General features: G+C 60.9%; 16 protein-coding genes. 5 read left to right on the top strand and 11 right to left on the bottom strand.

What is annotated here, in order from left to right:
- Window positions 1-96 precede the first annotated feature (96 nt).
- From IRZ31_RS02470 to IRZ31_RS02445, 6 genes are all read right to left on the bottom strand, one after another.
- The gene (locus tag IRZ31_RS02470; protein ID WP_297149175.1) at window positions 97-828 is read right to left on the bottom strand and encodes a response regulator transcription factor; all 732 of its coding nucleotides are present in this window, start codon (window positions 826-828) and stop codon (window positions 97-99) included.
- Window positions 785-3,556 (bottom strand): ATP-binding protein, encoded by a 2,772-nt coding sequence (locus tag IRZ31_RS02465; RefSeq protein WP_297149172.1) that lies wholly within the window; start codon window positions 3,554-3,556, stop codon window positions 785-787. Before IRZ31_RS02465 ends, IRZ31_RS02470 begins: the two co-directional genes overlap by 44 nt.
- Window positions 3,557-3,830: 274 nt before the next feature.
- Window positions 3,831-4,874 carry an ABC transporter substrate-binding protein gene (locus tag IRZ31_RS02460; protein ID WP_297149170.1) on the bottom strand — a complete coding sequence of 348 codons (1,044 nt, stop codon included), beginning with the start codon at window positions 4,872-4,874 and terminating at the stop codon, window positions 3,831-3,833.
- 132 nt (window positions 4,875-5,006) lie between these two features.
- A complete protein-coding gene (locus IRZ31_RS02455) occupies window positions 5,007-5,846 on the bottom strand; it encodes an ABC transporter permease (RefSeq protein WP_363325628.1) in 840 nt (279 codons plus the stop codon).
- A gap of 25 nt (window positions 5,847-5,871) precedes the next feature.
- Entirely contained in the window at window positions 5,872-6,645 is a 774-nt protein-coding gene (locus tag IRZ31_RS02450) for an ABC transporter ATP-binding protein (RefSeq protein WP_297149166.1), read from the bottom strand.
- Window positions 6,646-7,329: 684 nt separating this feature from the next.
- The gene (locus IRZ31_RS02445) at window positions 7,330-8,199 is read right to left on the bottom strand and encodes a class I SAM-dependent methyltransferase (protein ID WP_297149164.1); all 870 of its coding nucleotides are present in this window, start codon (window positions 8,197-8,199) and stop codon (window positions 7,330-7,332) included.
- A 504-nt stretch (window positions 8,200-8,703) separates the two neighbouring features.
- Here IRZ31_RS02445 and IRZ31_RS02440 point away from each other — a divergent pair.
- Entirely contained in the window at window positions 8,704-9,642 is a 939-nt protein-coding gene (locus tag IRZ31_RS02440) for a class I SAM-dependent methyltransferase (RefSeq protein ID WP_297149163.1), read from the top strand.
- 157 nt (window positions 9,643-9,799) lie between these two features.
- Here the strand turns inward: IRZ31_RS02440 and IRZ31_RS02435 are convergent, their stop codons facing one another.
- On the bottom strand, window positions 9,800-11,314 hold the full coding sequence (locus IRZ31_RS02435) for a carboxylesterase/lipase family protein (protein WP_297149161.1): 1,515 nt from the start codon (window positions 11,312-11,314) through the stop codon (window positions 9,800-9,802).
- Window positions 11,315-11,570: 256 nt separating this feature from the next.
- Window positions 11,571-12,446, bottom strand: coding sequence for a PHP domain-containing protein (locus IRZ31_RS02430; RefSeq protein WP_297149159.1), 876 nt, complete (start codon window positions 12,444-12,446; stop codon window positions 11,571-11,573).
- A gap of 556 nt (window positions 12,447-13,002) precedes the next feature.
- Between IRZ31_RS02430 and IRZ31_RS02425 the strand changes: the two genes are divergently transcribed.
- The gene (locus tag IRZ31_RS02425) at window positions 13,003-13,923 is read left to right on the top strand and encodes a class I SAM-dependent methyltransferase (protein ID WP_297149157.1); all 921 of its coding nucleotides are present in this window, start codon (window positions 13,003-13,005) and stop codon (window positions 13,921-13,923) included.
- A gap of 78 nt (window positions 13,924-14,001) precedes the next feature.
- Here the strand turns inward: IRZ31_RS02425 and IRZ31_RS02420 are convergent, their stop codons facing one another.
- Window positions 14,002-15,708 (bottom strand): hypothetical protein, encoded by a 1,707-nt coding sequence (locus IRZ31_RS02420; RefSeq protein ID WP_297149154.1) that lies wholly within the window; start codon window positions 15,706-15,708, stop codon window positions 14,002-14,004.
- A 339-nt stretch (window positions 15,709-16,047) separates the two neighbouring features.
- Between IRZ31_RS02420 and IRZ31_RS02415 the strand changes: the two genes are divergently transcribed.
- The gene (locus IRZ31_RS02415; protein ID WP_297149152.1) at window positions 16,048-16,656 is read left to right on the top strand and encodes a hypothetical protein; all 609 of its coding nucleotides are present in this window, start codon (window positions 16,048-16,050) and stop codon (window positions 16,654-16,656) included.
- A gap of 207 nt (window positions 16,657-16,863) precedes the next feature.
- On the top strand, window positions 16,864-18,135 hold the full coding sequence (locus tag IRZ31_RS02410; protein ID WP_297149150.1) for a Bcr/CflA family multidrug efflux MFS transporter: 1,272 nt from the start codon (window positions 16,864-16,866) through the stop codon (window positions 18,133-18,135).
- Between the two features lie 293 nt (window positions 18,136-18,428).
- Here the strand turns inward: IRZ31_RS02410 and IRZ31_RS02405 are convergent, their stop codons facing one another.
- Window positions 18,429-19,484 (bottom strand): cation diffusion facilitator family transporter, encoded by a 1,056-nt coding sequence (locus IRZ31_RS02405; RefSeq protein ID WP_297149148.1) that lies wholly within the window; start codon window positions 19,482-19,484, stop codon window positions 18,429-18,431.
- A 32-nt stretch (window positions 19,485-19,516) separates the two neighbouring features.
- Complete coding sequence (locus IRZ31_RS02400) at window positions 19,517-19,966, bottom strand: metalloregulator ArsR/SmtB family transcription factor (protein ID WP_297149145.1); 450 nt, start codon at window positions 19,964-19,966, stop codon at window positions 19,517-19,519.
- Between the two features lie 247 nt (window positions 19,967-20,213).
- On the opposite strand from IRZ31_RS02400, the gene IRZ31_RS02395 reads away from it, so the two are divergent.
- Complete coding sequence (locus tag IRZ31_RS02395) at window positions 20,214-20,606, top strand: ACT domain-containing protein (RefSeq protein ID WP_297149143.1); 393 nt, start codon at window positions 20,214-20,216, stop codon at window positions 20,604-20,606.
- Window positions 20,607-20,666 lie beyond the last annotated feature (60 nt).

Genomic DNA, 20,666 nt, shown 5'->3' with positions numbered 1-20,666 from the left:
CATTGGACCTGTCAGTGGCGCGTCTCCTCCTCGTAAGCCTGGCCCCCAGCCAGGCGCGGGGAGGACAGTGACAGCGAACCGCCGGAGCGCATCGCTCTACTCCACCCCGGGGCCAGGGGCCACAAAGCGGTAGCCCACCCCTGGCTCGGTCAGCAAGTAGCGAGGGTGGGCCGGATCAGGCTCCAGTTTTTGACGCAGGCGGTTAAGATAAACCCGCAGATATTCCACTTCACCACCGTACTCTGGTCCCCAGACGCGCTGAAGCAGCCAGCGATGTGTCAGTACCTTGCCGGCCTGGGTAACCAGCTGCTCCAGCAGCGCAAACTCCGTTGGAGACAGACGAACCTCCTCGCCGCTGCGGCGGACGGTTCGTCTGTCCAGATCCACCTCGATCTCTCCAAAGCGTCGCGCCCCCAGCGCCGGCAGTGCAGGCATGCCACTCTCCCACTGGGCTCGCCGCAAGACGGCCCGCACCCGCGCCAGTAGCTCCTCGACCCCGAAGGGCTTTGTCAGATAATCGTCGGCCCCTAAATCCAGGGCGGCCACTTTGTCTCTCTCGGCGTCGAGGGCTGTCAGCACGATGATGGGGACCGTCGACTGCTCGCGCACGCGCCGGCAGACCTCCAGCCCGTCCATACGAGGCATCATCAGATCTAGAATCAGCAGGTGCGGTCGCTCCCGTTCAAAGAGCGCCAGCGCTTCCAGGCCGGTACTGGCCTCCAGCACCTCGAAGCCGCGCACGCGCAGATTGCGGCTCACGAAGTCCCGCAGCGCCAGCTCATCCTCAGCAAGCAGAATGCGCCTGGCCTTGTCTGTTCCTATAACCATCGCTGGGGTCTCCCTCCTCTTCGACTGCCTCGCGCAGCGTCGTCAATGCCGACTGCGAGGCGCATGGCAACGAAAAGCACATCACTGTGCCTTGCGGGCTGCTCTGGGCCCAGATGCGCCCCCTGTGGGCCTCCACAAACGCCTTGCAGATTGCCAGGCCCAAACCCGTTCCAGCAGCATGCTGACGGCGTCCGCGGGAAGCCCGGTAGAAACGTTCAAAGATATGCGGCAGCTCCTCGGGGGCGATGCCCGGTCCGTCGTCAAGCACAGCAAAGATAAGAGCCTCCTCCTCGTCTGTGGAGCGCCAGGCTCTGACCTGCACCTGACGCGCTCCATAGAGCAAGGCATTACTGATCAGATTGTGCAGCACTATCTCGATCCGTCCGCGGTCTACCAGGACCGGTGGCAGCCCTGGCGGGATCTCCACCGTCAGCGTTGCTGTCCCTGACTTGATCCGTTCGCCAACCGCCAGCACCAGCGCGCGTGGATCGACAGGAGTGCACCTAAGCTGTAGCAGACCAGCCTCTTGACGTGAGAGGTCGAGCAGATTGCGCACAAGCTGCGTCAGACGATCAGCTTCCTGCAGAATGGTCTGCAGAAACTGCTGCTGCTCCTCGGGGGACCAGAGCACATCTGGCTGCAGCAGCGTCGAAGCATAGCCTTTGATCGCCGCCAGTGGTGTGCGTACCTCATGGCCCACCGCTGCCAGCAAGGTCGTCTTAAACTCGTCCAGCTCCCGCTCGCGTGTGACATCGCGCACGAGCAGGCCCCGCCCGATCGTCTCCCCGGTCTCGCTCTGCACAGCGAAGAGTCGCAGCTGCAGCGTGCGTGCCTGGCTCCCCTCACGGTTCTCGATCAGGAATGTGGCTGGCTCCGTCTGCTGCAGCGCCTGGGCGCAGGCTGCGGCCTCGGCCCCTGTGGCCTGCAGGGCCTCATAGAAGGCCGCGATAGACTGCCTCTCCAGAGTCGTCCGTGGCAGACCAGCGATGGTGCAGGCGGCCTGATTGACGTAGAGAATCTGATTGTCGGTGCCCAACAGGAGCAGCCCATCCTGCATACTCTCCATGATAGCCGCCAGCCGCTGTTTCTCCTCCGTGGCTTGCCGATAGAGGCGGGCGTTCTCCTGAGCAACTTCGCGCAGTCGTTCATCGCTGCGCTCGTAGAGCACGGCGTGCTCCCAGGCGAGGGTCGCATAGTTGGCGAAGGTCGACAGCAACTGCACCTCATGCTCCTCGAAGAGGCGCGGCTCCCGTCGGTGGACCACCAGAACGACGCTGCCGACGTGATGACTGATGATGGGCAGGGCCAGAACAGCACAGAAGCCGTCGTCGTAGGCGAAGGAGGGCTGGCTGCCATCGAGCAACTTCTGCACAGGCTGACCGCTGTGCAGAGCCAGCACCGCTGCCGAGCTGACGCGCTCGGGCGAGAGGGAGAGCAGACGATCGTAGCGCTCACTGTGTCCGCTGCTCTGCAAGACCCGTAGCACTCCCTGCTCGTCGGGCAGAAGGACCGCCACCGCCTGGACATCGACCAGGCGCTGAACCTCGTGCATGATCTCCTCGATGACGGCGCGAGGATCAAGTGAGCGGACCACAGCGTTCGAGGTCTCCAGTAAAGTGTGCAGCTCGCTCAGCTTGCGCAGCCCATCACGCTCCAGGCGAATCAGTGAGCGGGCCAGATCGCCGATCTCGTCGCGTTGACGGGCGAGCAGGCGAGTGGCGGTCGGGATGGCATCGGCGCTGGCTGGCAGGGCCTGATGCTGACCGGCCAGTGTCTGCAGGGGGCGAATGACGCGCAGGTGTAGGAGCAGCCAAAAGAGCAGGCCGCCCAGGGTGAAAAGCGCGGCCACGAGGAAGAGCCAGAGATGGAACTGATCCACCACCGCCAGAGCCTCCCTCGCCGGTCGCTCAACCACCACTGCCCAGCCGACTTTCGGCACCGGTACAGAAGTGAACAACCAGTTCTGGCCGTCCGGCCCTGGTCCTGCGCGCGAGAGGCTCTGACCCTGGAGGGCCAGGGCTGCCCCTGGCAGCTCGCTGAGGACTGTCGCCAGCAGGCTCCCGCGCTCGGAGGAGGCCACCACGACACCATCCCCATCGATCACCGTAATCATCAGGTGCTTGCTCTGTCTCTGCTGAGCCTGAACCACATTGACCAGCGGCAGGCTCAACTCAGCCAGGGAGAAGCTGGCGGCGATCAGACCGCGCAGGCGTCCCTGAGAGCGCACGGCCTGAGCCACAATTACGCCTGGCGTTGCCAGCCTGCCGGGAGCCAGTCCCACGATGCCCACCTCGAAGGCGGGCTGACTACTCTTGAGGGCCTGCTCAACGACCGTTGGCGGCGAGAATTCGGCCCCTGCGGCGACATGGCCCGCGGGCCAGGCTACCAGCACCGCGCCGAAGGGATCAAGCCAGTAGACGTGGTCGACATCGCTCCGGGCATCGTGCCACGCCTGGAAGAGGCGCTCCAGTGTGGCGGGGGTCGCGTTCTGGGACTCCACTACCAGCCGGCCCAGGCTCTGTAGCGCTTGCTCGGCCCCTAGCAATTGCAGGCTCGTCTCGCGAGCGATTTCCTCGGCCAGGGCCTGATCGGCAGCCTGGACATCGCTGCGCAGCCGCTGCTCAACGAGGGTGTTGATCCCCACTCCGCCGAGCAGGACGACCACGACGAAGAGCAGATAGACCGTGAGCAGACGAGTCAGTAGCGAGCGACGAACCGTGGGCCACATAAGCCTTTCTCCACAGTGAACCTGGCTGGCTTCTCTCTCTCAGGGTTCCCTGCCCCCTGGTCGGTCCCGCAGCTCTCGCGGTGCGTCTCTCTGGGGCCAGGCACAGGCACCCCAGTGTTATGGCTATCTTCCGAGCAGGGCCAAAGGCCGAGACCCGGGAGACGCTGCCCTGCTCTGTTTGCCTGTGTTCTCGAAGCAAGGGCAGCGTCAACGACATCCCATTATACTATGTTGATGCTCCTAATCCGTCTAGCGCCCAGACCGTGCTCTCCCCCTAACTGGCCTTGCTGGCGAACTCATTGGTGTAGGTCGTGCTCAGATCGATCTGCTTCCCCTGCACCGAGCTATTTGACTGCTGCTCGGTACTCAGCACAAACTCCGGGCCACCGGCGGGCATCAGTCCGTCTGGACTGAAGATCGCCAGCTGGTTCTGCAGCGCTGTCACGTACAGCTGCTTATTGCCGGCGTAGTAGTCGGCGGGCATCATGTCGGCAATCTGCTCCGCCGTATGGCTGTGAATCCATTTCAGGGTCTTGACGTAGGCATTGACCAGCTTCTGCACCACATCCTTATGAGCATTCACATAGTCGTTGCGCATGAAGACACAGATAAAGGGGTAAGGACCACCGAGGGCGGCCTGTGTGGTCTGGGGAGTGCGCAGGTCGACCAGGACCTTGCCGATACCGCTCGCCAGGATGCGCGAAATAGTTGGCTCAGTCGTCATGCCGGCGTCGATCTTGCCCTGTTGCAGGGCAGCAATGAACGTGTCCCCGGCCCCCACCGGAACGAAGTGGACCTGATTGGGGGCGATGCCAACCTTGTGAAGCAGGACAGTTGTCAGGGTCTGAGTTCCCGAACCCAGCTCGGTCACCCCCAGATTCTTCCCTTTGAGATCGCTGACCGAGCGAATCTGGCCGGCCTCGCGCGCGGCCACAATTTCGGCCTCGCCCGGAGCGATGTCGAGCTGCACCACGCACTCCATTTGCTTGCCTGCCGCTTGCAGCTCAATGGTGTGATTGTAGGAGCCGGAGCCAGCATCGACCTGGCCAGCCAGCACCTCGTCCTCTGCCGACTGGCCGGAAGCTTCATCGATGAGGGTAACAGCCAGGCCCTCCTGGGCGAAGTAGCCCAGCCGCTGGGTGAGCATATTGGGCAGATAAATCTGCTTACTCAGCCCCCCGACCATGATCTTGAGCTGGACCTTGCCATTACTCACAGTTGGCCCGCTTGCACTGCTGCCACAGGCGCTGGCCAGGGCGGCCAGCAGAAGAATGAGCACGGTCATGGGCTGTCGCAGCCACTGTCGCTTGACACGCATGGTCTTCCTCTTCCTTTCCCTTCGTGCCTTTCATTTGTTGTGCGATTGAGGCAGCGCTCAGGCGCTACCTCTTGCGGGGCGTGGTGCTGTCCCGGCGAGGGCGAGCGTTGGTCTCTCTGAAGTGGAGCGGTATCAGAGGGTGACCTCGCTCAGGGCTGTCGGGCGCCAGCGCAGGAGACGCCGCTCCAGGGCGGTAATCACTATCTCCGAGAGCAGAGCGACTGCGGCCAGAATCAGCATGGCCGCGAAGACCCCATTGGCGTTGAAAGTGGCGCCGGCGTTCTGGATCAGCAGACCGATGCCCTCGATCGAGCCGACGAACTCGCCGACCACGGCCCCCACCAGCGCAAAGCTAAAGCTTGTGTGCAGGCTGGCGATGATCCAGGTGAGCGCCGAAGGCAGGATCACCTCGCGGAACAGTTGCCAGCGGTTGGCTCCCAGAATGCGGGCGTTGGCCAGCAGATTCCGGTCGACCTCGCGCACGCCCTGGAAGGCATTGAAGAAGACAATGAAAAAGACCAGGACGACCGCCAGGGCGACCTTCGACTGACTCCCCAGGCCCAGCCCAATGGCAAAGAGCGGCGCCAGGGTCACGCGGGGAATAGAATTGGCTGCCTTAATATAAGGGCCGAGCAGCTCGGCCAGGAAGGCGTTGCGGCCCAGGAGGACGCCGAAGCTGATGCCGAGAACGACCCCGATCAGGAAGCCAAGCAGAGCCTCCTCCAGGGTCATGGCTATCTGTACCCAGAGCGGCCCCTGGGCGGTGCCGTGGAGCACCCAGGTCACCAGCTGCTGCCAGATCCCAGACGGGCGTCCCCAGAAGAATGAATCGATCAGGCCCAGGCGGGCCCCCAATTCCCAGCCACCAATCAACGCCACCAACAGCAGCAGCCGCAGGGCGTTAATGAGCCAGCGTCGGCGCCGGCGTCGCCGAACCAGGGCCGCCAGGGCAGCGCTGTCCGTCTCCGCCATCGGATGGGCAATGCTCTGCTGCCGCTCAAGAAGAGTGTTTGGCTCGCTCATAGCTAATCATCACCTCGTCGCGGAGGTCCTCCCAGATATCGTGGTAGAGCTGAACAAAGCGCGGATCGAAGCGGATCTCGGCCACATTGCGCGGACGAGGCAGGTCAATGGTATAGATGCCCTTGACCGTAGCCGGTCCGGCGGTCAGCACGCAGACGCGATCGGCGAGGGCGATCGCCTCCTCCAGATCGTGGGTCACAAAGACCACTGAGGCCGAAAGCGCGGACCACAGCTGCAGCAGCTCGTTCTCCATCAGCGTGCGTGTCTGCACATCGAGAGCGCTGAAAGGCTCATCCATCAGCAGAATCTGTGGCTCATTGATGAAGGTTTGGGCGAGGGCCACACGCTTGCGCATGCCGCCCGAAAGCTGATGGGGATAGCGGTCTTCGAAGCCGGCCAGGCCAACGCGGGCGATCCAGGAGCGGGCCCGCTCCAGAGCTTCCCGCCTGGGAACGCCGCGAAAGAGGGGACCGGCGGCCACGTTGTGCAGCACGTTCTTCCAGGGAAAGACAGCGTCGGTCTGAAAGACATAGCCGATGCGCGGGTCGTTGCCATGCACCTCTTCCCCCATGACCAGGACGGAGCCGGCACTTGGGGTATCCAGCCCGGCGATGAGGCTCAATGTCGTGGACTTGCCGCAGCCGGTGGGGCCGATGAGCGCACAGAACTCGCCCGGGGCCACGCTCAGGCTCAGGTCGCGTAGCGCGGTATAGGTCTGCCCGCCGGGCGTGAGAAAGCGTTTGGTCACTTGCCGCAGCTCGATAACCGGCGTGCTGTCCTTAGAATACCGGGTGCTGGGTACCTCTTGGGCCGGTGAGCGTGGCGTAGGAGATGATGCGGGTGAGAGGTTTCTCTGTGGGTGTTGCATTATTCGTTCTTCTCGCTGCCGGAGAAAAGACGACTCTTTCACGATCTCGGTCGGCTAGCCGACCAGCCAGCCAGTGGGACGGTCAGGGCATTGCGAGACGACCCGACTGGCTGACTGGCTCCGTTCTCAATGGCTCGTCTCTGAGCGGACACTATGAGTTTAGCTCATAATGGATAAATAACGCATAAATGACCCTTGGTGAGAGTTAAACATTGTATAAATGCTCATTGCTTTTCAAGGGAAGGCTCTCCTCAGAGCGTGGCGCGCTAGTAGGCGGAATATCTGTCAGGGGCTTGCCCAGTGAGCGGTCTATGGCCCTGTAGAAGGGGCTGCATTGAATGGGGGCGTCCCTTATGAGAGGAATGACTGGACCTTTGCGGCCAATCTATTTCTTTTGCTGGGCGTTGGGAGTGGAGGGCGCATCACTCTTGGGAGCTGGGGAGAATATCCGGCACGACCAGGATAAGGAGGCAGCTCGCTGACGGCGGGGCGCTTCCCGGGGGCTGGCAGCGCGCTCTCAGCACCTCGCGCAGCTCAACCGTCAGCGAGCAACTGCCAGCTCTTCTAGACAGTGGAGCTGGTCGTGGTCGTAGGCTTACGTCCCCAGACGGTGAGCAGCGTCCAGAGCGCGCAGAAATCCTCTTGTTGCATCTCGGCCATCGCCTGCTGAGTCAGTTTCCCTAACTCCTCTTGACCGATGAGGCCGACTTTCACGAGAAAGGGCTGAATCAATTCCATCCCGGCCAGATGATCCTTGAAGACAGGATAATACGTCTCCGTCCCCATCGACCACTCGATAGCGCTGGCTCGGAGCCGTACCTCCTCAAAGCCAGCCTGGCGTACCATCCGTGGCAGCACCGGCGTAATACCGAGATGGCGCCCATCTGGGGAAAAACTCTGCCCCACCCGCCGGAAGGCTTCGGCGATCAAGGAGCTGAAATGCTCGTAGGCTGGACTGGTTGTCAGAGGAAGTTCCCCCTCGGTCAGGCGCAAGATGCCGCCAGGCTTAAGCAGACGGAAACACTCAGCCAGCAGGCGGGGCCAGGCCGCTGGCAACATGAAGCCCGACAGAGCGCGTCCGTTGATCAAATCAAAAGAGGCGTCAGCGAAAGCCAGCGGCTCCATGACATTGCCGACCTGGAAACGGACGTTCCTCAGTCCACGTGACTGAGCCTGAGCCTGGGCATATTCAATCACCGGTGGGCTGATGTCGATGCCAATCACCTCGACGTGGGGATAGTGAAACGCCACCTCTAAGGCCCAGCCGCCAGGACCACAGGCCAGATCAAGCAGACGTCCGCCCTCGGGTAGGAGCTGGCCCTCGGGAAAGAGGCCCCCCATGCCTTCCGTTAGCAGCCGATCCTGTTGCATCAGGCGGGCTAGCTCGCCGGCATTCTCTGGATCCATCACATACGTATGATCTACGTCGGCCATGCACTTGCTTCCTTTCCAGTCTGAAGAGGCGCGTTGCTCTGGGCGCCTCTGGGCTGATGGCATCTTCTTGAGCATGCATCTTCCTCAAGTGTAGCAGAAAGCAGCCCAATGCTGGAAGGGCCAGGATAACATGGCTGTGACATTGGTAGGAGTGGCCCAGCCCAGGTCAGAAAACAATGATCGAGACCAGGGCCAGACCTGCCGTCAGTTCGTTTTCCTGGGGATAGCGGTAACTGCTCTCCGCTCCTGGCTGGGCCAGTTCCTACTCTGGTGAGCAGGGCGTGAAAAATCCATAAAAATCAGAGCGACCGTCCTTCCTCCCTGCGAGGCATCTTGACAGTAACTTGTCCTCTTTTCTACACTTTCTTCCGAACTACGCTTTTTCCAGAGGAGCTCACTGGCTTCGTGTTCCGTCCACTTGTTGGGGGAGAAGGCCGTCGCGGCCTTGTTCTTCGTCTCCCTTACGTGGCAGATGATAAGGGCGGGATCAGGAAGGAGGAAAGGATGCCCTGGTGGCTGTTTCGCCGCCGAGTTAGCAAAGATGCCGGAGGTTCAGATCCGGCAGTGCAGCCGACGCGAAGGTCGGTTGGAGAGGTGGCTTTGCCGCCTCTGCGAGGCCATCGCCGCTATTTAGATGAGCAGCCTTACTTATTACCGAAGGATCTGGGAGAGGTCAACCGTCTCGATTTCCAACACTATGTGTTGCGCAGTCTCTTGCGAGGCAACTATCTGGCTCCCATTGGGCAACCGCGGCGCATTCTAGATGTCGGCTGCGGCACCGGGCAATGGGCTATCGAACTGGCCCAGCAATTTCCTCAAGCCGAAGTCATCGGTCTTGACCTGGAGCAGGTCAAGGTGAGTAGCTCGCCACCGGCCAACTATCGCTTTGTGAAGGGAGATGTGTTGGATGGCCTCCCCTTTGCGAGCAACTGGTTCGACTTTGTCCATCAGCGCCTTCTCTTCCTGGCTATTCCTTTGTCAGCTTGGCCGGGCGTGATACAGGAGCTGGTGCGCGTCACCTCTCCAGGCGGATGGATCGAACTCGTTGAGGGAAGCTCTAGTTCGAGTAACTTTACCCCTGCTGGTCCAGCTACCCAGCAGTTGATCGGCTTGATTGGGCAGCTAGCAGCTCTACGCGGTCTCGATAGCGAAGGCCAAGTGATGCGCTCGCTGGACCGCTACTTGCTAGAAGCTGGTCTGATCAATGTCCAGCGCTATCCAATCGAGATTCCTGTTGGGGAATGGGGAGGACGTCTCGGCTCGTTGATGGCTATTGATGTGCGTGAGGGAATTAAGGCTATCAGTGCTCCTGTCGCGGCGCGCTTTGGCCTCTCCGAGCAGCAAGTGCTTGATTTGCTGGATCAAGCCAACCAAGAATGGAATGAGCTGCGAACCTCCTACTCTCTGGCTGTTGCCTACGCTCAAAAACCGGCAGCTAGCTAACCCTCCTGGCCCGACCCAGCTTATGGCGCCATTATGCCGTGCAGCCAGGAAGGAAAGACTGCCTGAAGTGCGAGGCGGGTGCTACTCCCACCTCGCACCTGTCACTGATCAGCGCGAGGCTCTCCTGGTGCCAGTTTACCTTCCTGCTGGCTGGCGGTCAGGATACCAGCCTGATCTCCTCCCACAGTGCTCGCAGCTCTCCCTGGGGGTCCTCTGCGAGAGAGGGAGTCTCATCCCAGATCAGCGTTGCGCGCCGTTCCAGATCGTAGCGAGGCCACTCTGGCAGGCCAGGAATGGACGGGTTCCCATTGCGGATAAAGGCCGCCCATGAGGCGTGCATCAGATCGGCCAGGGCCTGCCGGTTGGGCGCAGTACCAGTAAAGACGCGCGAGAGTCCCACATCGAGCGTATTGAAGACAAAAGGAATATCCATCGCATGTGCGGCTCCGAGCACCCCGCCAAAGGCGGGCGACTTCCAATCGAAGCGATACATCCAGACGGGTGCCCCCTGCCGGACCTGAGCTTCCGCCAGGCGAATAGCCGGGATGCGAAAGACCAGATCACTCATCAGATCGATCCAGGCGAACTCTGGAGAATGGTCCTCTCGCGCCGCTGTATAAAGCGCGAGCACCTGCTGAGCCGAGTCCCCGAAGAGCCGCTTGAGGAGAGCTTCGTTTATCTGCACACCTCCACTCATCAAAGCGAACAGCCGCCATTCGTCGCGGTTCGTACCCAGCAACACGGTCACGTCTCTGGCTGAGCCTTGGGCCAGCATGGCCAGCGGGTGCTGCGGCAGTGTCTCGCCATCGATCACCGGGCTAAAAGCGCGGACCCCACCGAACTCCTGTCCCAGCTCCGGCTGGACCTTGAGCAGCGCCTCCAGCGGCACCTCAGCCAGCGCCTCGACCTGCGAAGGGTCCAGGCCAAGCCTGGTCAACAAAGCCTGAGCCACGCGGGTGGCCTCGGCACCAGTAGGAAGGTCGCCGGCGGCTCCGCTCTGCAGAATCGCCCGCTTAAAGAGACCGCGCGCCGCGGGCATGCCCAGCAGCGCCGCGATGCTCATGGCTCCCGCCGATTCGCCCATCACAGTCACATTCTCGGGGTCGCCGCCGAAAGCCTCGATATTCTCGCGTACCCAGCGCAAGGCAGCGATCTGATCGAGCAGACCGCAATTGCCACTGTAGCCGGAGGCAGCGCCGGCCAGCTCCTTCAGGTAGACAAAGCCCAGAATCCCCAGCCGGTAATTGAGCGAGACCACTACAATATTGTGACGGGCTGCGAACGAAGCGCCGTCGTACCACGGATCAGAGGCCGAGCCGATGGTGAAGGCGCCACCATGAATATAGACCATCACCGGGCGCTTCCCCTGGTCTGCGGCGGGAGACCAGATATTCAAGTACAGGCAGTCCTCGCTGATCGGGCGCGGATCAACGACGCGCTCGGCCCCAATGGCCCCGACCATACTGGCCCCCATCTCGGCTACCTGGGGGGCCATCGGACTAAAGGCTGTTGCTGGGCGCACATCCGTCCACGGTTCAGGTGGCTCAGGCGGGCGGAAGCGCCTGGTCCCGAGAGGAGGCCGGGCAAACGGAATGCCCTTCCAGACGCAAATCTCTCCTTGCTGATAGCCCTGAACCCTGCCATAGCGTGTTTCGACAATACATTGACTCATGCTTCTACTCCTGCTCATCGATGCAGATAAGCTTTAGTAAGGGCCTCACTGCCGCCGCCAGGCCCTGCCTTCACAGAGGACGGACCCTGCCAGCGCAGCTTTGTGACCATCCCGCGAAAGCGCTGGCGACCGTCTTATTCTCTTCTGCAGAGACCATGCCTGGTAATCAAAGAGGAGGTGGCATCGTGCCCATTTTCATCTTATCACCTGATCGTTGCTATTCCGGGCCCCGGCACCGCTTCGCTGGACGACTGCCTTAAGGGGCCTGGCCTTCCGGCTCGACCGCGATCCCCAGCCGCTCCAATAGTGCCCGGCAGCGCCACGCCGGGTAGCCGACAGGCAGACGACCGGGAGGGCCATGCGAATCCGAGCCAGCGCTCATGACCAGTCCATGACGCCGGGCATAAGCTTCATAGATCGCCTCCAGCTCCGGCCCGTGGGTGGGATAGTAGGCCTCTACCCCATCGAAAGCGACCTCCGCCCGTACCCGATCCAGTAGCTCGGGGCTGTAGAAGGTGAACTCTGCCGGCTCATGCAGGCCGCGGCCCGGGTGAGCGATCAGGGCCAGACCCCCACTGCGGTGGAGCGCCTCGACTGCCGCGGCCAGATCCACCTTAATCTCCCGATAGCCCGCGTCGCGAATCACCGCGAGCGCTTCTTCCCAACTGGAGACATAGCCATGCTTCAGCAGGAGGAACCCGCAGTCGCCAGCGACTCGCAGCCGGTTACCTTGCGCTGCAAGGAGCCTCTCCCGCTCGGGAAAGGAGTAGCCGCGACGGAGCAGCTCTGCATAAACCTCCTCTGCGTTGGCTCGCTGCCCCTCGCGTACTTGCTTCACCAGCCGCCGCAGGTCCGGCTGCTCAGGATCAAAGCCGTAGCCAAGCACATCGGCCATCTGGCCTCCCCAGGCGGCGCTGATCTCAACGCCATTGAGGACGGTGACCCCCTGCTCCTTCGCCAGGTGTTGCAGCTGGGGGATCGTATCCACCCGGTCGTGATCCGTGACGGCAATTAGTTTAAAGCCCCGCTCGCGGACGTGGGCTAAAAGATCTGCTGCGGTCCAGCGCCCATCACTCCAGGTCGTGTGCAGATGGAGATCGATCATGGCCTGCTCGGAAAGACGTCGCTGCAATTAATGCCTCCTTCTGATCTCAGCAACAGAGACGGCCCCTCTTGGCATATTCCGATAGCTCTTTGCTGGAGCGAGCGCCGCCGTCGCCGACAAGAAGCGAGTCATGGCTCATGTTGTTGGTTCGGTTGGGTAAAATCATCTCTTAGATCGTACACGACTGTTCCGGCTGGCGGCAACAGCAAACAAGGGCGCTGGGATGGCGGTGCCAGGCTGATGTCAAGACTCGCTTCTACCGCACGTCCGACCTACTCACATAAAAAATCTGTTAATAAAGGGCGGTGCGCTCCTCAACTGTCTGTGCTTACAATTGACAGAGACCGCTTGTCTTGCCTACACTCTCAATTGAGCGATTGCTCGCGGATAACGACGCCGTGCCTGGCGCCGGATGCGCTCCCCTTCCTGTCTTTGGAGAACAAGCAGGGCAGGGCCTGTTCCAGAAGAGGCAGGTCAGGGTATCTGCGCCTCGTTGTCTGTGCCTGTCTGACTACCTGTTTGCCGACTACTGCTTCTGCTGCCACCAGCGCCAGGTCATCTCGTTGCAGAAAGGAGCTTCTTCATGCCCTGGTGGGTTTTTCGGCGGCGGCGCTCGGTGCCAGCGTCGCGCGCGACGGGCCGGGTAGTGGCGGAGGGCGCTGCTTTGCCGCCGCTGCAGGGTGAGCGCCGCTTTTTGCAAGAGCAGCCCTACATGCTGCCCAAGGATCTGGGCGAAGTCAATCGGCTGGATTTCCAGCATTACGTTCTGTGGGCCCTGCTACGGGCTAACTACCTGGCCCCGATTGGCCAGCCGCGGCGCATTCTGGATGTTGGCTGTGGCACAGGGCAGTGGGCTTTCGAACTCTGCCAGCAGTTTCCGCAGGTGGAAGTAGTCGGGGTCGATCTGGAACAGGTCAAGGCTACCACCCCTCCCTCCAATTACCGCTTCGTCCAGGGTGACGTGCTGCGGGGCCTACCTTTCGCCAACGCCTCCTTCGACTTTGTCCACCAGCGGCTCCTGACCTCAGCTCTGCCCCTGGCCGCCTGGCCGGAGATAGTGCGTGAGCTGGCTCGGGTGACTGCCCCCGGCGGCTGGGTTGAGCTGGTCGAGCCTGGGCTGGGTCTGCGTGTCACCCCTGCGGGACCGGCAAACGAGAAGCTCCTGAGCATGGGAACCCAATTGGCTGCACAGCGGGGCTTAGACATGGAGGGAGCAGTGGCGCGCTCCCTGGAACGCTATCTTCAAGAGGCCAGGCTTGTCAACGTACATATGCGCATCGTCGAAGCACCGGTAGGTGAGTGGGGAGGACGGATCGGCTCCCTGCTGGCCCTGGACCTGCGCGAGATCTGGAAAGCGATCAGTGTACCTCTGGCTGCCCATTTCAATCTTTCACAGCAAGAAGTGCACAATCTTATCGACAGTGCCAATCAGGAATGGAACAGCCTGCACGCCAGTTGCTCTTTTATCATTTGCTACGGACAGAAGCCCTTTTCTCCTAGTTAGAGTCGTTCCCTCTGGCTCTCCCACTAACGCGAGGCGCTGCTCTGGGGCCTGCTTCGAGTCCCTTGCCAGCCAGGGTTGTCATCCCGCTGGTTGCACAATAAAGTAGTCTCCGTAGAGCGTCAGATGATAACGCCGGCTCTTCTGGGCCATCAGCGCTTGCAGAGCGGCCTCGTAGTCGCCGCGTGGCAGCACGTAGGCTGCATGGCGATCGGCGTGGGCAGCCCAGTAATAGGGCCAGTAGCGAATATAGCCCGGTTGCAACTGCTGGTTAACAACTCCACAGGTCAGGCGCTCCTGGCTGAGAAAAGCCACCTTATAGCAGGTCCAATAATCGCTATAGAAGTGGCTCACACCCAGCTCCTCCAGCCGATGTACAAAAGCCATATCCTGCTGATAGTACAGCTGAGCTGTGGAAGTTTCACCAAAAGCCTGAGCTGTGCCCAGTCCATAGAAGAGCAGTAGCAACAGCAGCAGAGCCAGGCAGAGCGCGCGACCAGGCTGGCGTAACCTGGGCAGAAAGGACCACGTGGCCCGCGTACCCTGCCACAGGGGCCAGAGGATCGCGGGGAGCGCAACCCAAAAAATGATCAGGTAGCGCCCATGAAGAGAGGGCCACTTGAGCGGTGCAAGACTATGAATGAAGAGCGCCAGGGTGATGGCCGCGGTAATCAACAGCAGCAGACGAGCGCTGGCCCGGACCAGGTCAGCCTGCTGATCAGCCTTACCCTCCAGACGGGAGCGCCGTCCCAGGCGCCACAGATCCCAACCGGCCAGTCCCAGAGCAGCGAGAAAAAGCAGCAAATAGCCAGTGCCCCAGCCGAGATGAATCAGCCGGCAGGCCAGCGTAGGGGCGCTGGTGGGGTCCCGCAAGACCGGCACTTCGCTGACTGGGCAGAAAGGATTGCCGCTAATCGTGGGCAGAGAGAGCTGAATAGTGGCCTTAATCTGCTGCCAGACCAGGGCTGGCGTATAGTGCAGCGGTACCGGTCCTTGTTGTTGCACAGCCACGGCGCTGAGCGTATCAAGACCTGGAGGAGCGTGCAGATTATAGGCCAGCAGCGGCCACATGCCCAGGGCCAGGCCACCCAGCATGCAAAAGACGGGTAACACGAGCACTAACTCACGCCAGCAGAAAAGTACGATCAACAGACCGGAGAGGCCCATCAGTGGTAAGATAAGCATATCGCTCCAGAGGCCCAGGCCCACCACGATGCCCCAGGCCAGATAGCCCCCCAAGCGGAGCAGGAGGCGGCGCCACGAGAGCGTCGGACTAGTGGAAGTGGAGAGCGCTAACCAGGTAGCGATCAGGAGGGCCAGCGTTCCGCAGAGCAAGATTTCCAGATAGCCCCCATAGGAGCGCAGTTGATAGGTGAGCATATAAGGCGAGCCGAGGCTCAGCAATGCCAGCGTCAGCAAGCTCAGCCCTGGGGTATACAGTGTACGGGTCAGGAGATAGAGAGCAACCAGAAAGAGTGCAAAGAGCATGACCAAGCCAAGCCGCAGAGCAAGAAGCGATGATCCAAACAGATGAAAGAAGGCGGCGCCCAGGTAAGCCTGAAGTGGTCCCATATAGAACGAGCCATACATAAACGTTGGGCGCTCGCCCTGATAGGCAATATGGCGCGCCATCAGGCCAAAGACCCCCTCATCGCTGTCGGTCCAGGGCCAGTGTTGCTTGAGCAGCATCAGGCGCAGGCAGACCCCAACCAGAATAAGGCCGAGCGCGGCCAGATTCCATTTTTCCAGGAGAACCAATCTACGCAATTTCCCTTCAACAGCTATCATAGTCATGCACTTCGATAGAACATATCATGATAAAGGACCAATTTTGCTGTTGATGGTAGCATGGATAAAATAGGGTGTCAACCGACCAGAGACAGGGGAGCTATTTGCTGCGCGGATCGGCTAAAAGCTGCTCAGCTAGCGATGAAGCTCAGTGGTGGGGAAACTGTCATCATCAGCAGACGCCTGGCGGCCTTCCGGTTGAGGCCCGGGCATCACCGCTATGCTCAGGGCGTGAACTGCGACACCAACACCCGAGCGAGCTTGACAGGGGTGATTAAGCTTAGAGATAGTGATCAGTTCTTTCTTGCTTGCGTTGATTAGGAAAGGACAAGACCATCGATGGAGAGCTTACTGGCATGCGCTCGCTCCTGGGTCAAGGAGCATGCCGGTTCCCAGGTCCCCCATCTTCTAAGAGCGGAAGAATGGCTTCGGCAGATCAACCCGGCTGCCTCGGAGGCCATGTTACTGGCAGCCCTGACCCATGACATGGAGAGGGCCTTTCCGGGACCCGATAGCCCAAAACAGGACCCCTCACGTGGGCCGGATGATCCCCTCTATCTCCAAGCCCACTCTGAACGCTCGGCGCGCATCGTGGGCGACTTTCTGCGCGAACAACAGGCGCCACCCGACCTGATAGAGGAGGTCATGGCCCTGATCCGCGTCCATGAGGTAGGAGGGTGGCCCGCAGCTGATTGGGTTCAGGCGGCGGACAGCCTCAGCTTCCTGGAGGTCAACGTCCAGCCTTTTCTCAACATGATGAGCAATACTCGCACTGGCTGGTCCCCTGAGAAGGTGCGCGCTAAGTTCTCCTGGATGTACACGCGGATACGGCTGCCGGAGGCCCGCCAGTTGGCCACACCTCTCTATCAGCAAGCTCTGGAGAAGCTTCGTCAGCAGGAAGAGCACTTGAGGCACCCAGGGGAGCCAACGCCCTCCCTGCAAGAGTAAAATAAAGGTAGTCGCCCCGGCATCTCACAGCACGGGCCACATCCAGGCCCTTCCCTTGGGATACTGCGGCCAAAAAGGCGATCGGAAGAGAGCAGCAGAGGAATCCCCCTGCCCGGAGCATGTATCTCTGCTGTGGCGCTTATTTTTTCGTCCTTGCATAAATATATGTATATATAGCAGATAGTTGAAGGAATGGGACAGACATCATTGAACGATACAGAGCGAGCCAATCATCAGGTGGATTCATTGGAGAGATGGCGCTATATCCTGCTGATCATCATCCTTGGATCGTTGGCAGCCTTTGGTCCTCTCTCGATTGATATGTATTTGCCCGCGCTGCCGCTGCTCAGCCGTGACCTGGGGGCCAGCGCCTCGGCGGCCCAGCTCACGCTGAGCGCCTGTCTGATTGGACTCGCTCTTGGTCAGCTACTAGCGGGGCCATTGAGCGATAGCCTTGGGAGGCGGCGGCCACTGCTCATCGGGCTGCTTGCCTATATTGTGGCCTCCCTCTTATGTGCCGTCGCGCCATCGGTTACGCTCCTGATTGGTCTCAGACTGATCCAGGGCCTGGCCGGAGCCGCGGGAATCGTCATCGCCCGAGCCATTGTGCGCGACAAATACAGTGGGATCGCCCTGGCCCGTTTCTTCTCCATGCTCATGCTGGTGAGTGGTGTTGCGCCCATTGCTGCCCCTGTTATCGGCGGCCTCATGCTGCGTCTCACCAACTGGCGTGGCATCTTTCTCTTCCTCGCCGTGCTTGTAGCCCTGATGTGGGTAGCGGTCCTTCTGGGGCTACCTGAGAGCCTGCCGCCGGAGCGACGGCAGAGCGGAGAGTTAAGTGCGACCTTGGGCACCTTTCGCCGTCTGCTTATCGATAAAGCCTTCGTTGGCTATGCGCTCTCTTGTGGTCTCTCGGCGGCGGCCATGTTCGCCTACATTTCTGGCTCGCCCTTCGTCACGCAGGAGATCTATGGTCTCTCGCCCCAGGCCTTCAGCCTCATCTTCGGCACGAACGCCCTGGGCATTGCCGTTATGGGACAGATCAGCGGGCGTCTTGTTGGCAGAGTAGAGCCGCGCAAGCTGCTGGCGGCAGCCTTAACAGCCGTGGCTCTGGGCAGTGGAGGACTCTTCTTAGCAGTGATCAGCGGAGTCGGATTGGCAGGCATTCTTCCTGCCCTTTTCATTGTCGTTGCCAGTCAGGGCATGGTATTCCCGAATGCTGCTGCTTTAGCTCTGGCCGACCATCCACACTCTGCTGGCAGCGCCTCTGCCCTCCTTGGGTTGCTGCAATTTGTCCTGGGTGCGCTGGCCTCGCCGCTCGTTGGCATTGCTGGCGTGCACACCGCTCTGCCGATGGCGAGTGTGATCTGCTTCCTCGGCCTGGCGGCCCTCCTCTCCTTTCTCCTCCTCGGACAAAGGAAGCCCGTCAAGGCTGCTTCCTCGCTGGGGGCAGAGGTCGAGCACCTGGAAGGTCACTGACTGACCCACCCTGGCGCTACCTGCACTCCTCTTTCCTCCCCTGACTCGCTCCTGGTTCGGCGGCCTATTGGCTGGCAGACCCGGGAGCGGGCTGGACAGAAGAGGAGCTTCCCCAGGCCAGCGCTCCCCCGCACTCTGCCAGGCAGATGGATAGCTGAGAATCCAGCGTTTGAGGTCCAGAGAGCAGCAAAAAGAAGGAGGGAAGAGAGAGACAGATTCAGCTCTCTCACGCTTTGACCATCCAGGGGGGCGCGAGGCCAGGCAAGCTCTTGGCCCTGGCTCTGACCCCGCGCTTATTCCTCAGCTGTGACCTGGGGCTGGCGTGGACGCCGCGAAGGGTCGAGACAACAGTAGAGGCTCTGACCGTGGCAACAGCTCTGGCGATCCTTCTCCGACTCGAACTGGATCGTCGCGTGATCGATATGGTACTTCTCCGTCAGCATCTGCGTCAGCGCATGGCGGATCGAAGCGCTGCGGGCTGGCGTCCCATCCTCGATCGTCGCATGGCAGGCCAGCGCTGGCATCCCGCTCGCAATCGTCCAGACATGCAGATCGTGTACCTCGCGGATTCCCTCGACTTGCAGCATATCGTGCGCGAGCTGGGAGACTGAAAGGCCGCGCGGTGCCGCTTCCAGCAGGATATCGGTCGCCTCCCGCACGACTTGCCAGGCACCCAAGGCCAGCAGCAGGGCGATTCCCACTGACAACAGCGGATCGACGGCGCTCCAGCCGGTCGCCAGGAGCACCAGGCCGCCGGCGATAACCGCCAGTGAGGCCCCCACATCGCCGAGCACGTGCAGCAGAGCCGCGCGCGTATTCAGATTATGGTGACCATTGCGCTGGAGTACAGCGCTGATAAAGAGATTGATGGCGATCGCGATCAAGGGCGTCACGAACATCGCCAACGGCTGCACCTCAGCCGGATGGCGCAGGCGCCCAATCGCCTCGATAAGAATCCCCACCGCGATGGCAATCAGGGTCACCGCATTAATCAGCGCTGCCAGGATGCCGACGCGATGATAGCCGAAGGTACGGCGCGCATTCGCGGGCCGCTCAGCCTGAACCGCTGCAAACCAGGCCAGACCAAGTGCAAAGAGGTCTGTCACCACATGACCAGCCTCCGACAAGAGGGCCAGCGAGTTAGCCAGGAGGCCACCTACAAGCTGACTGAGCAGGATCACCGTTGTCAACAGAAAGGCCAGACGGAGGCTCCGCCGCGGCATCTCCTGATGAGCATGGTGGGCATGGGCATGAGAGTGAACATGAGGATGAGTATGGCGCTCATGACTGGAATTGGCCTCTCTCCATCCCACCTGCTCAGGGTTCTTTCCCTTATTCATCTGCTTCATAGCAGGCTCTTTACCATGACCGACAAACATGGTCATGCGGAAACCTCCACCTTGGAAAAGGTACCAGGTGACCCTCCTGCCGGCTCGCTCGCATGGGCCAGGCCCAGCTCAAGCAATTGACGCACATGGTCATCAACGAGACGGTAGTAGACCACTCGCCCGGCTTTGCGCATACTCACAATGCCTTGGGTGCGCAGCACACGCAGCTGGTGAGAGATCGTCGTATCATCTCGACCCAGGCCAGCAGCCAAATCGCACACACAAAGCTCGCCAGCCGGCGCGTGCAGCAGCGCAAAGAGCACCTGCAGGCGCGTTGGATCATTGAGCACGGCAAAAAGGGCTGCCGTACGCATTGCACTGTCCAGAGGCAGCAAGCTTTGTCGCACAGCTTCCACCTGCTCAGGATGCACCGCGCGCACCTGGCAGAGGTCTGTCGCCTCAGCGCCGCCCCTTGTCTCGCTTCCTCGCGGACGAGTGGCCATCCCGGCTTGCTCCTTTCGTCTTCGTAAACCTGTACAGCTATGCAGCTTTCCTTTCTCTTACTACTATAACATCGTTGCTGCTTGCTTGCAATCCACTGGAAAGGATGAACGATCCTGGACAGGACCAGAAGGCTATGCTATCCTGGGTCCTGCCCTCACGAGGCCCTCCTGGACGAGCCTGCTTTTCCTGATTGGCTGGAGTCAGGGCGGCAGTGCCGACAGACACAACAGAGGATAGAAAGGACTGATGCCTATGCAGTTGCTGGTAGCCGCGCACAGGCTGGCGATTTGTCGTCTCGCTCCTGGCAGCCCGCTGCCGGTCTGGCTCTCTGCCGCCGGACTGGAACGGCAGCCTTTGTTAGCGCTCACCTGGACCGCCGATGAGCTGTCTGTAGTTTGCCCGCAGCAGCTGGTCCCAGAGGGAGTGCGCTGTGAAGCCGACTGGGTGGCGCTCAAGGTCGTAGGCCCGCTGGATCTGAGCTTAACTGGCATTCTCGCCACGCTGCTCAGACCGCTGGCCGAAGCCCATATTCCGGTCTTTGCGCTCTCTACCTACGATACCGACTATCTTTTAGTTCGCGAACCGCTGCTGGAGTCTGCCCGCTCAGTGCTTCTGGCGCAGGGCCATGAATTCTTATAGCCTGCGTACAGACGTACAGAACAGAGCAGAGAGGTCTGGTCGGAGGTATCTTCTGGGAGG

Origin of the sequence: Thermogemmatispora sp. (assembly GCF_019683635.1) — a bacterium.
GTDB lineage: Bacteria > Chloroflexota > Ktedonobacteria > Ktedonobacterales > Ktedonobacteraceae > Thermogemmatispora.
This window is presented reverse-complemented; position numbering and strand designations above follow the sequence as displayed.